Source organism: Bacillus sp. TH50 (genome assembly GCF_016650565.1).
Lineage (GTDB): Bacteria > Bacillota > Bacilli > Bacillales > Bacillaceae_G > Bacillus_A > Bacillus_A mycoides.
The window spans coordinates 774,841-787,297 of record NZ_JAEKFM010000007.1 but is presented as its reverse complement, the minus strand read 5'-3'; the positions used below and the strand labels follow the sequence as shown (position 1 = coordinate 787,297).

The window sequence follows — 12,457 nt, the reverse complement described above, 5'->3', positions numbered from 1 at the left end:
CGTTCTTTCTCGACTATTTAAGAAGCCTTCTTCAAATCAATTTGAACAAGTACTGGATCGTGGTCACTTACACGTCCATGTTCTTTCATAATGTTTGAGTTTAAGTGTACAGGGTCTACAATTGTGTGCGGTGCGATGTTATTTGTTACTAAAATATGATCTAGCACTTGTGCGTTACCTTCATGAATGTACGTGTAGCGGTTCTCTTTCGGCACTGTGTTTAACATATCTTTTAATATCCTTCCCTCTAGTGCTTCTAAAGGTTTAGAGAATTCAAAGTCATTCATATCACCTAATACAACAACTGGTGCATTTGTATTCTTTTCTTGAATACCTTGTACGAAATGATTCACTTCTTGTGCTAATTGAACTCGTTTTTCTTCACTCTTTAATACGAGCGGCTGCACTTTTCCAAATGGCGTTGCATCTCCTAGTTTTGAGTTTAAGTGATTTGAAATGACAACAACGTTTTGTCCTTGGAACGTAAATTCTGCAGCTAACGGTTTACGTGTACTTTCAAATAAAGGATTTTCGTCTCCAATACGAACTACATTTTTATCTAGTAACTTCGGTACTGTCGCTAATTTCACACGAGATGGGTTATAGAAGAAACCGACGCGAATATTCGCTCCAGGTGCCCCACCGTCTTGATTGTTGTTCGGCGCAATTTCTACATACTCATACTTCGGTCCACGAATTTCTAATACAGCATCAATGATACGTTTTGCGCTTAAAGATGCATCAGTCGTACCGTCATTGATTGCTCCATTATTATCTTGCATCTCTTGTACACCGATAATATCAGGCATTTTTAAATTATATTTAATAGAATAAGCTAACGCTTTTACTTTTTCATCTGTTGTTTCTTTTTTGTTCGCTGAGAAGTTTTCAATGTTATATGTAGCAACTGTTAACTTATCAAGACGCGGCTGAATATTTGCCCCTACTTGCTTAAATCCGCCGTCCACTACAGATGGTAATTCCGTTACTGGCGAAATGCGGAACGAACCGTAGTCATATCCTACTACGCCTGTTATATCTCCAGTGAACGTATCGCCTACTTTCGCGACATAATCACGAGGTACTTTTACAGAAAGGCGCTCTGGATTTAATTGCTCTTTATCTAATAAAGGTGTACCATACTTCGTTACTATTTTATCTCCGCCATTTTTTACTGTTACATATAGGTTACCATTTTTCTGAGGAGCGATAATTTTTGGCGTTGGCATCGTAACGCGCATGCCTTCTACACTCTCATAAAAATCAATTGCATCTTCGTTCGGATCAAATAGACCAAATCCATCATTATCAATAATTTGATCTGGGATTTTCACTCCGTTTTCTCCTAATACAATCGGCGCTGGTAAAGGTTGATCTTTTGCGATTACAGCAACACGACTCGCCTTAATTTCCGTCGTCGTTAAGTCTGTTTCAAATCGCTCTGCATATCCAGGTCCAACATATTCTTCTACTTCTCCATCAACTTGGACAAGATCTCCCACTGCTAGATTCGCATCTTTTTTGTATACGTAAATACCTTCAGAAGTAGCTGGATCATTATCCGGCTGATTATCTTCTATATAAAAACCATTTTTATCAAGCGCTGTGACAACGCCTTCCACATTGTTTACTTTCTTCCCATTGTAAGGAGAAATATGTGATTTCCCTTGAATATCATGAATACGAACTGGTTCATTTGTTACGATTATAAATGAAAATGTCGAAACTGCTGAAGAAGTAAGCCCTTCTTTTTCAGCGATTGCTTTCACTACACTATTTTCATTCACTACAATTCGTCCGTTATAACGAACGCTTTTATTTGTAGGATTAGAGCCATCTAACGTATAGTAGATTGTTGCTCCTTCTGTATTCGTTGTTAATGTTACTGCTGTTCCTTTTGCGACTTCCCCACCATTTGGTGATGCCACTACATCGCTAACGCGGTTTTGTTCTTCTCCTTGAAACTTATGAGCTGTTACTGATTTTAAACCTGGGCTACCGAAATATAACTCAAGCGTCCCTGTCAACCTAACTTTCTTTCCGATATTTTCAGGATGGTCTTTCACATTTACTGCCGATCTCACATCGCCTTTTGGCAATTGAACAGGCATGATTTTGTCTGGATTCGTTTCGTTTGGCGAATCGGCAATTGCCACGTTTGTGTCGTCAAACTTAGCCGGATCTTTCGTGTATTTAGAAGGACTTTGCGTATACCCAACGATATATCCTTCCACTATCCCCTTCGTTTTCCCTTGCTGCTTAAATACTTGAATTGCTTTTTCTACTGACATAGAAGTAGTTTCTTCCGCCTGCGCTAAAGTTCCAGTAAATGAAAGCAATAACATCCATGATAAAAAGACACTTAATAATTTCTTCACAGCCATTTCCCTCTCCCTAATTCATATTTTCTCAGCATTTCTATCATATCAAATGATTCGTTATATAGAACTATATTTCGACAAGTTTTACACAAAATTTATTTAATTTACAAGTTTTCAAACTATAATACAAAATAATAATTTTACACCTTCTACGAATGCGCTCTATAATGTTAGAGAGAGAAAACAGAAAATATAGAAATTTAATTGGCATGTAAAATAGATTCATTTGAATAGGAGTGATTGGATGGAAGTGCAAATAGAAACATACCGCGCAGCTATGAATGGAACATTAGAACGTCATTTTTCAGATATGATTGCTGTTATACCAACTAAAATTACAATTGAACAGTTAAAACAGCGGCTAGAAACTATCTCTACTAAAGTTGATGAGTTGAAAATTGTTTATAGTGATGAGATAAGCCTTATTGTCGAGTTACATATGGATGAAAAAATCATACCGTATGAACTGCATATTGATGAGGCGAATGACCCAGAAGAATATAAAATGTACAATAGACAAGATTCTACAATCGTAGATCGTAATTTTGAAGATGCTGCTTATGGCACTGAAATTTTCACTCGTACGCTATTTGTAGGCGATGTGCTGGGCTGCTTTTTCCAGCAGTTACAGTTTCTATGGAACCTCGCCCCAGACTTGTTATTTGTAATCGATTCAAGTGCCGCAATGAAAGTGATATCTAGAAGCTATATTGAATATCACGTTGAAAATGAATTATTACCTGACATTCCTGACTTGTATGTTATTCATTCCGTTTATGAAGACGATAAAGAAGATGAGCCTACGCAATATTGGTTTCATACACACGGCCTTTTAAGAGCAGGCGTAACAGAAATAGAATTAATTATTCCAAATCGTATTTCTTCCTATTACGGCATTGGTGATCTCTTTCAAACATTTGCTAATAATGCCGTTGAGAATGGACAAGTCCCTATGAATGAGCCTATCGTTATCGCGCATAGTCAGCAAGGTTCTATACATACAGTAGCTATTCCATGGGAAAAAGGATTATCTTATATTGGGCATAAAACGAGTATGGATCAATTATCTTCAATCGAGGATGAAGAAGTGAAACTACAACCAATAGATGCACAAAACGTATTTCTTGGCGGGATGGATGACCGAGATGAATACCATCAATCTCCATCCGTTCTCTTATTCAAGTTTAATACTTCAGAAGAATATATTGAAAGTTTTTTCAAAGAACACGAGGAGGCTACAGGGCTCATGTTCTATAAAACAAATAGTGAAACTGATCGTATGGCTTACAATGCGAAGAATACTTTCGGGTATTTCAGCAACATTTTTCACATTGAACAATCAAATGAAGATTTTCGTTTCCTCGCTAAGTTTGGTGTCTCCTACGAAGAAGGAAAAAGTGAACATATGTGGTTTGAAATGCAAAACATTACCGAAGATTTCATTCAAGGAATACTCATTAATGAACCATATTTTATAGAAGATATGAGTGAAGGAAATAGTTATCATTTAGATTTTGATAACTTAACAGAGTGGGTTATTTATGCAGGAGATGCCGTTATAAAGCCAAATAACTTATATATGTTTATTGGCGAATAAGTATTTTATATAATAAACAAAACGCCTTCAATATAATTGAAGGCGTTTTGTTTGAAATATTTTAATGTGCGACTAATTTAGTCTCCATTACTTTCTCTAAATGAAATAACACACGTTTCGCCGCTAACTCACCTTGCTCAATACAAGCCGGAAGACCAGAACCAGCGTAAGAACTACCTGCCAAATACACACCTGGCAATTCTTCCTCCATAAATGTTGTGAGCTTTTTCATTCGCTCTTTATGGCCTACTGTATATTGAGGCATGGCTTCTTTCCAGCGGCTTACAATTGTAAACTCTGGATCCTCTGTAATATCCATTGTCTTTTGTAAGTCCTCTAATACGAGCTGTACAATTTCTTCGTCAGTTTGTTCAACAATCGCTTCATCACCTGGGCGTCCGACGTAACAGCGAAGAAGCGTTTTTCCCTCTGGCGTTGTATGTGGCCATTTTTTATGTGTCCACGTACACGCTGTAATTGTATAATCACTATTTCTTGATACGACAAATCCGGTACCATCAATATCACGCTGAATTGCAGACTTTGGGAAAGCAAGTGCCACGTTTGCAACTGATGTAGACGGAATGTTACGGAAGAAACGAAACTGCTTGTACTGCGCAAACATAGACGGCAATACTTTATGCGGCGTCGCAACTACAATCGCGTCTGCTTCCATTTCTTTTCCGTTACTAAGAGTAATCGTATAACTATCACCAAGTTTTGCAACTTTTTCAATACGAGTTCCCTTCATTACCATATCATTAGGAATCTTCACTTCAAGAGATTCTACTATAGATTCTAAACCGGTTTTCACAGTTTTAAATATTCCTTTTTTCAATTCAGCCTTCTCTTGCTTTGGAGCGAGCGTACGCATACCGAGTGAAATACTACGGTGCTCCTGTTCAATTTGATAAATTTGAGGGAATGTTGACATTAAACTCATTTCATCAATATCCCCTGCATAAATACCAGATAATAATGGCTCAATTAAATTTTCAACGACTTCATTTCCAAGACGATGCCTGAAAAACTGCCCGAGTGATTGATCAGAAACTGGTTTTGATCTAGGCATTAACAAGTCAAAACCAGCTCTTAGTTTACCAATTGGGGAGAACAATCCGGAAAATAGAAACGGCGTAATTTGCGTTGGAATTCCCATCATTGAACCGCTCGGCATTTTATGTAACCGATTGTTTACGAGAACGAACGATTGACCAGCCTTATTATTTACAAGTTCAGCATCAAGTCCTAATTCTTTCACTAATTTAGCTGCGCTCTCTTTTCTTGCTAAGAAAGAATCAGGACCGCGTTCAATTGTAAATCCATCTTTTTGAACGGTTTGAATTTTCCCGCCAAGTTTACCAGACGCTTCTATAAGCAATGCATCTATCGGCAAGTTTTTTTCACGAATTTCTTTTTGTAAGTTATACATTGTTGTTAATCCTGTGATGCCACCGCCGATGATCACAACTTTTTTCCTCAAGTAAGCTCCCCCTTTCTACTTACATTACAGATTCTTTTTTCTTTAATACTACATCTGCTAAACAGTCGATAAATGCGTCCGACGCGTTAGGCATTTCGGGACGATAATATTTCGCGCCAATTTCATCCGTTACAACTTTACACTCAAAGTCATTGTCATATAAAACTTCTAAATGTTCCGCAACAAATCCAACTGGTGCATATACGAATGAATTGTAGCCGTACTTTTCATTTAATTCTCTCGTTAAATCTTGTACATCTGGACCAATCCAAGGATCTGGTGTATTTCCGGCACTTTGCCAGCCAACTGCATAATTTGCTACTTCAGCACCACGTGCAATATAGTCAGCTGTTTCGTTTAATTGATCCGGGTATGGATCGCCGAGTGCAATAATTTTTTCTGGTAAGCTATGTGCAGATACGATTAACACTGCTTTTTCACGTTCTGCTTCTGACATACCGTTATATATACCTTTCACTGCATCGACCCAATACTGAATAAATTTCGGTTCTTTATACCAGCTATCGATGCCGTGAATTGTTAAGTTTCCAAGTTTTCCTGCTTCTTCCTGCGCTCGTCCTACATACGACTTCACGCTAAAAGTAGAATAGTGAGGGGCAAGAACGAGTGCAATTGCATCTTCTATTCCATCTTCATGCATAGCTTGTACTGCATCTTCAATGAACGGTTCAATATGTTTTAAACCAAGATACATGTGGTACTCTACTTCATCTTGTATTTCATTTAAACGCGTTTCTAACTTTTTAGCTTGCTCTAATGTAATAGTAGCTAAAGGAGAAATACCACCAATTGCACGGTAACGCTCTGTTAAATCTTCTAGCATTTCAGGACTTGGCTTTCTTCCTCTGCGAATATGTGTATAGTAACGTTCAATATCTTCTTCTTTATATGGCGTTCCGTATGCCATTACAAGCAAACCAATTTTCTTTTTCATACAGACAATCCCCTTTACTTCGCTAACTGTTCTTTAGAGTACTCATGAATAAATGTAGTTAAGCGTTTTAATGTATCTGGATTTACTTCTGGGAATACGCCGTGACCTAAGTTAAAGATATAACCTGGCTGCTTCATCCCTTGATCTAAAATACCTTTTACATGTTCTTCAATAACAGGCCAAGGTGCTAATAAGAATGAAGGATCCATATTTCCTTGTACCGCCTTGTGAACACCACGTGCGCGTGCTTCTTCAATCGGTAAACGCCAATCTAAACCTACTACATCAAGCGGTAAGTCGTGCCATTCATTCACTAAATGTGCAGCTCCTACGCCGTGCATAATCATTGGAACACCCACCTTACGAACTTCTGCAAAAATACGCTCCATCGCTGGTTTAATAAATATACGGTAATCCGCTACATTTACTGCTCCAACCCAAGAATCGAAAATTTGAACCGCTTTTGCTCCTGCATTAATTTGCGCTTTTAAATATGTAATAACCATATCTGCTAGCTTATCCATTAATACGAACCAAGCTTTCGGCTCTGCATACATAAACGCTTTCGTATTATGATAGTTACGAGAAGGACCGCCTTCAATCATATAGCTCGCTAACGTAAATGGAGCTCCTGAAAAACCGATTAACGGTACATCTAACATTTCTTTCGTTAATAAACGAATTGTATCTAGTATGTAAGGTACGTCATCTTCTGGATTGATTTCTCCTAATTTTTCTACGTCTTGTAAAGAACGGATTGGATTATCGATAACTGGACCAATGCCAGATTTAATTTCCACATCAACACCAATTGCAGGTAGTGGTGACATAATATCTTTATAAAGAATTGCTGCGTCTACGTTATATTGATCAACTGGCAACTTTGTAACGTAAGCGCACAACTCTGGATTATGTGTAATTTCAAATAAAGAATATTTCTCTTTTATCTTTCTATATTCCGGCTGTGAACGACCTGCTTGACGCATATACCATGCTGGTACATACTCTGTACGTTCCCCCCTACATGCTTTTAAAAATGTCTCATTTATAGTTCTTACCAAGACCCTAGCTCCCTTCCTTACCAATGCTTTTTCTTTAAATATGCTCTATTCCGATATTTATCTTTTTTTACTATACAGCTTGTAAAAACAAAATGCATAACATTATGTACGTTGTTCATTAAATTGACACAAACGTTCGTAAAAACGTTTACTATTTTCACAACATTCTTATTATAGCACAGAGAAAAACTACGGTTTAGCTACTTTTGACTTTTCTCCTTCACGGTTCGTTTGTGTGTTATATGGCACAACGTAAAAACTTGGTTTTGAGAATATATTAATAAACTTCTCCTCATATTTCCCCGTTCCTTTTGCCGTTCCAACGTGAGTATGAATTCCTTTTTCAACTTTATAAATCCGGTACATAATTCGCTCATCAGGAAGCGGCGTCCAGCTTAGTTTCATTGCAAATAAACCGAAAGGACTAAATGCTAGTTTTGCTTCCACGTTTTGAATCTTATCTAAACGAATTGGCAGTCCAATTGTTTCAACACCTTTTGGCCTATGAAAACTCGCTTTATCTTGTATGTTTGCTTTCGTTAAAATCTTTTTAAATAACATCGTTGCAGATGCATTTCCATCTTGTAATTGATGCTCTTTATCGGTGCGGTCATAGCCAATCCAAACTGCACCTACTAAATTCGGTGTATATCCAACGAACCACATATCACGCGCACTATTGTCATCATTCGGCAATGAAGTTGTGCCTGTTTTTCCAGCTAAAGCTCCATTATATACGCCAGCTTTCGCCGTACCTTCTTTCACAACTCCTTCAAGCATCTTTGTCATATACCATGCCGTTTGCTTCGAAAAGACTTTCGTTTCAGCTTTTGATGATTCTCCAATGACCGCCCCGTGTCTATTTAATACTTTATCGATAACGTGCGGTTCGATAATATTCCCGTTTGCTAAAAAAGATCGGTACATTTTGACAAGATCAAATGGAGACACACCATTTTTTAGCCCGCCAAGTGCTGTGCTTAAACCTGAGTCCGCAATATGAACATTCCCTTTCTCTAAATATTGCTTTCCCTCATCTACCCCTAATTCATTTAATAAAGATACAGCTGGCACATTTGCTGATTCTAATACCGCATCGTACATCGTCATCTCTTTCGTATACTCATGATTATAATTTCGAGGTTCATAACCTTCAAACGAACTTTTTTCATTCGTTAATAAAGAATATGGATTATATTTCTTCGTCTCAAGTGCAGGTCCATATACGATAAGCGGCTTTAAAACAGAACCAGGCTGCCGCTTTGCAAAAACGCGATTAAGCCCTCTCGGAACATACTCTCTTCCGCCAATCGCGGCTTTAATTCCGCCAGTCTGATTATCCATTAATAAAAATGCACCTTGCGCCCCGTTTTCTTTACCAGGGAAATTTCTCGCATCTTGAAACTGGTTATATGCTACCTTTTGAACTTTTTCATCCATCGGTACGACAAACGTATATCCTCCGCGCAGTACTTCTTGATGCGATAAACCATATAAACGCGCCGCTTCATCTATAACCATATCGATATACGGCATATATGCGAGTTCACGTTCATCTGAATTTTTATAAAGAGCGATTGTTTTCCCTTGGTAACGAACACTATCTTCCGCTGTTAAATAGCCTTGTTTATGCATAAGTGACAAAACAAGATCACGGCGCCCTTTACTCTTTTCTAGGGATAAGTACGGTGAATAGCCATTTGGCGCTTTCGGAAGCCCTGCAAGCATAGCTCCCTCTTCCACTGTTAAATCTTCTACATTTTTATTAAAATACAACTTTGCTGCCGCTTGAATACCATATGCCCCATGACCGAAATAAATATGGTTCATATACATTTCAAGAATTTGCTGCTTCGTATATTTTTGCTCTAATTGAAGAGAAATTGCGACCTCTTTCAATTTACGCGTAAATGTTTTTTCGCGAGTTAAAAAGACATTTTTAGCTAGTTGCTGCGTAATCGTACTACCGCCTTCTACCTTCTCTCCAGCTAACGCGTCTTTATAAAGCGCCCGAAATATAGAAGGGTAATCAATTCCTTGATGCTCATAAAAACGAGAATCTTCCACAGCAATAAATGCTTGCTGCACGTACTTTGGAATTTCTTCAATCGGCACGAGCTCTCTATTTTCTACATATAACTTCGTAATTTCTTTTCCTTTCTGGTCAACGATACGTGATGAAGAGTGGAAAACAAGCTGCTTTTCATCCATCATATAGCCACCAGTTAACACAATAAGTTTATAGAGTACAATCGCTACTACGAACGTTGCTACCCCGCCTAATAAAGTCCACTTTGCTTTCTTCATACATCGGCCTTCTTTCCAAATGATGGTACATTTATTATTTGAAAAAGAAGTATCTTTATGTATATAATCTTCGAAGTTTTTTAAGAGAATTGATATAATAGAGACAAACCATAAAGGGGGCATTAAAATGAAGGCTATTATTTCATACGAAACACCTCTAGAACAAGCACATTTCACTGCAAAAAATAACGAAAAAGATATGTTTTATAAAGAAAATACTGAAGAATCTGTAGAATCGACACTTCAGTATGACGTATTAGACGCTGTTGGAGAATTTAAAGGACAATCTGGCTACATCGTTTGTAACAACATTTCTGTAACAGACGAAGGTCGCCCTGTATTTGAAAACCGTTTTAAAAACCGTGCTGGTCTAATCGAAAATGAGCCTGGCTTCCAAGCAATCCGTGTTCTTCGCCCATTAAGTAATGATACATATGTCATCTTAACGATGTGGGAAACTGAGCAAAACTTTAAAGACTGGACAGAATCACGTTCATTCGAAAACGCTCATAAAAAACGCCCTGCACAAGCAGAAGGACAAGCACAAGCGCATCCACATGCAGAACATCAAAAAAGTATTTTCTCGCGCCCGTCGTTCGTGACTACTTTTGATGTGTTAGTTTAAGTTTCTGAGTTTAGAGACCTCGGTACATGAAATTATATTTGCGATTTTTCGAATATATCGACTTATCGACAAATGACGACACACAAAAAGGAAACACTATTACACGGTGTTTCCTTTTTCTTTGTACCAATTATATATGCGAAGCGCGTCTTCTTTTCGCATATGCTTCACTTCATAACCATGTCCCGCCACCGCTACAGCAGCTGTACATAACTCATCTTTCATTTGAAAATGCGACTGATTATATCCTACTACTTGAACATGCCTTCTTCGCATGATTCCTGTATATTTCGCGAGACCTCGGTGCACCATTACTAACTGATTGTCTCGTATCATATATCCACCACTTTTATATCTAGCGTATGCAAGTATTGTAAATACAATAAATAGCGGTATAAGAACGAACAACGCAGTATGTTGTTTAAAATATATACTCGCACCAGCGATTGGCACAGCGAGCACAGCACTTGTAATCCAGCCCATTACGACGTAACAGCGTAATGCAGCCTTCGGTAAATGAACGATTTCCTCTTCTATTTCATATGGCAACTGTAAATAGGCAAGTAGCTGCTGTACATCTTTTTTCTTCATAAAAGGATGTAACATCACTTCATTCCCTGCCGCTTCTATACTTTGAATGACTTCCACTTCGACAGAGCAATAACCGAAAGGCTGGCGGAGAATTCCTTCTTTCACAGTAATTGCTTGAATGCGGTGGAGCTTTAAGACAAACTCTTTCTTATCAAATAACCCTTGCACAATACGAATTTCATTTCCGTTTCGCTCTATTTTAAAGTTCGCATATTTTAGCGCATAACCAGCTGTCGAAACGACCCACGAAACCGCCATTAAAATCGCGGCCATAACGATTAATTCATATACACCGTTATCCATCACATACGCTTCCACTTTATTTATGAGCCATTCTGGAAGAAATTGATTAAACTCTGTGTAAATAAGAAGTAATCCAGAAAACACTAATCCAAATCTACCAGACGTAATGGAAGCTACTAAAATCTCTTTCATCGTTAACTGATAAATCGTCTTACTTTCTTCTGCCATGGGTACTTCTTCACTCGCAGCGCTTCTTTTTTTATTTAATAAGGCAATCAGTTCCTTCGCTTCATCTTCTTTAATACCAGCTAACATCACTTCCGGCTCACTACCGCCGCCCGCTACTTCTATATTTAATTTCGTAAGCCCAAGCATTTGATAAATGACATTAGAAGATGTACTAATGTTTTGCACACGATCTTTATTTAAATAACTTTCCTTCTTTACAAAAACACCGTGTTTTATATGTAAAATATTATTTTCAACCCAGTACACTTTGAAATACCATTTTATAGCTGAGAAAATTGCCATAATAAATAATATAGCCAAAAGAACAAGATGAAAGAAATACCAAGGTTTTACTTCACCATCTGAACGAAATAAAACAAGAAAAATAAAAGGCAACAAAGTCGCAATTCGAATACCTAACAATATCGTGATTGGATGTTGCCTCTTATACATCCTCATCACTCACTTTCGCAAGCTCTCCAATTTGTCTTTTCAACTGCTCTGCTTCTTCTTTCGTTAAGCCTGGAATACTATGCGAAGTTGCCGCTGTTGAAATATGTAATTCTGCTAAATTATACTTTCTCATAATCGGTCCTTGCTCAATCGTTACGTGCTGCACGCGGATCATCGGAATAAGTACGCGTTTTACAACGAACATTCCCTTTTGAATCTCAATCTCTTCTTCATTTAATCTGTAACTATAATAACGTTGACGTAAATTTGGAAATACAAAATAGTCGAGTGGTATGTATATAACTGCTCCTGTCACTAACAATCCAAACAACCAGCCCCACCAGTTAAAGTTAATCATAAAAAAGAAATACGCAATTACGACTGCTAGTATAACTGCCGCCCCAATTAAAGCATGAATTCTCCACACTTTCAGCATATTAGAATGAATCTCCCTCTCTAACGGCTGCATCTCATCACTCCAATTATATGAATTTATTAATTATATATTAGCAGAAAATAAGGCTTTATATACA

The 12,457-nt window shown here is 37.7% G+C and carries 9 protein-coding genes; 2 read left to right on the top strand and 7 right to left on the bottom strand.

Features of this window, described 5'->3' with window-relative positions:
* Positions 1 to 17 precede the first annotated feature (17 nt).
* Complete coding sequence (locus JFU23_RS21090) at positions 18 to 2,384, bottom strand: DUF6359 domain-containing protein (RefSeq protein WP_201032641.1); 2,367 nt, start codon at positions 2,382 to 2,384, stop codon at positions 18 to 20.
* A 241-nt stretch (positions 2,385 to 2,625) separates the two neighbouring features.
* Here JFU23_RS21090 and JFU23_RS21085 point away from each other — a divergent pair, with 241 nt between their 5' ends.
* Positions 2,626 to 3,978: a DUF4026 domain-containing protein gene (locus tag JFU23_RS21085; RefSeq protein ID WP_201032640.1), complete on the top strand. Its 1,353-nt coding sequence runs from the start codon at positions 2,626 to 2,628 to the stop codon at positions 3,976 to 3,978.
* Positions 3,979 to 4,039: 61 nt separating this feature from the next.
* On the opposite strand, the gene hemY is transcribed toward JFU23_RS21085, so the two are convergent.
* The 4 genes from hemY to JFU23_RS21065 form a co-directional block, all read right to left on the bottom strand.
* Positions 4,040 to 5,461 carry a protoporphyrinogen oxidase gene (hemY, locus tag JFU23_RS21080; protein ID WP_201032639.1) on the bottom strand — a complete coding sequence of 474 codons (1,422 nt, stop codon included), beginning with the start codon at positions 5,459 to 5,461 and terminating at the stop codon, positions 4,040 to 4,042.
* A gap of 19 nt (positions 5,462 to 5,480) precedes the next feature.
* The gene (hemH, locus tag JFU23_RS21075) at positions 5,481 to 6,416 is read right to left on the bottom strand and encodes a ferrochelatase (RefSeq protein ID WP_201032638.1); all 936 of its coding nucleotides are present in this window, start codon (positions 6,414 to 6,416) and stop codon (positions 5,481 to 5,483) included.
* A gap of 14 nt (positions 6,417 to 6,430) precedes the next feature.
* The gene (hemE, locus tag JFU23_RS21070) at positions 6,431 to 7,477 is read right to left on the bottom strand and encodes a uroporphyrinogen decarboxylase (protein ID WP_201032637.1); all 1,047 of its coding nucleotides are present in this window, start codon (positions 7,475 to 7,477) and stop codon (positions 6,431 to 6,433) included.
* 189 nt (positions 7,478 to 7,666) lie between these two features.
* A complete protein-coding gene (locus JFU23_RS21065) occupies positions 7,667 to 9,784 on the bottom strand; it encodes a transglycosylase domain-containing protein (protein ID WP_201032636.1) in 2,118 nt (705 codons plus the stop codon).
* A 127-nt stretch (positions 9,785 to 9,911) separates the two neighbouring features.
* Between JFU23_RS21065 and hmoB the strand changes: the two genes are divergently transcribed.
* Positions 9,912 to 10,409 carry a heme-degrading monooxygenase HmoB gene (gene hmoB / locus JFU23_RS21060; RefSeq protein WP_201032635.1) on the top strand — a complete coding sequence of 166 codons (498 nt, stop codon included), beginning with the start codon at positions 9,912 to 9,914 and terminating at the stop codon, positions 10,407 to 10,409.
* Between the two features lie 99 nt (positions 10,410 to 10,508).
* Here hmoB and JFU23_RS21055 read toward each other — a convergent pair whose 3' ends face one another.
* Positions 10,509 to 11,924 carry a PH domain-containing protein gene (locus tag JFU23_RS21055; protein ID WP_201032634.1) on the bottom strand — a complete coding sequence of 472 codons (1,416 nt, stop codon included), beginning with the start codon at positions 11,922 to 11,924 and terminating at the stop codon, positions 10,509 to 10,511.
* The gene (locus JFU23_RS21050) at positions 11,917 to 12,393 is read right to left on the bottom strand and encodes a PH domain-containing protein (protein ID WP_085309614.1); all 477 of its coding nucleotides are present in this window, start codon (positions 12,391 to 12,393) and stop codon (positions 11,917 to 11,919) included. The genes JFU23_RS21055 and JFU23_RS21050 overlap by 8 nt, the downstream gene beginning before the upstream one ends.
* Positions 12,394 to 12,457 lie beyond the last annotated feature (64 nt).

Excerpts from the sequence above, each read along its gene's own strand:
- JFU23_RS21090 (WP_201032641.1), bottom strand. The coding sequence starts at position 2,384 with ATGGCTGTGAAGAAATTATTAAGTGTCTTTTTATCATGGATGTTATTG.
- JFU23_RS21085 (WP_201032640.1), top strand. The coding sequence starts at position 2,626 with ATGGAAGTGCAAATAGAAACATACCGCGCAGCTATGAATGGAACATTA.
- hemH (WP_201032638.1), bottom strand. The coding sequence starts at position 6,416 with ATGAAAAAGAAAATTGGTTTGCTTGTAATGGCATACGGAACGCCATAT.
- JFU23_RS21065 (WP_201032636.1), bottom strand. The coding sequence starts at position 9,784 with ATGAAGAAAGCAAAGTGGACTTTATTAGGCGGGGTAGCAACGTTCGTA.
- hmoB (WP_201032635.1), top strand. The coding sequence starts at position 9,912 with ATGAAGGCTATTATTTCATACGAAACACCTCTAGAACAAGCACATTTC.
- JFU23_RS21055 (WP_201032634.1), bottom strand. The coding sequence starts at position 11,924 with ATGTATAAGAGGCAACATCCAATCACGATATTGTTAGGTATTCGAATT.
- JFU23_RS21050 (WP_085309614.1), bottom strand. The coding sequence starts at position 12,393 with ATGCAGCCGTTAGAGAGGGAGATTCATTCTAATATGCTGAAAGTGTGG.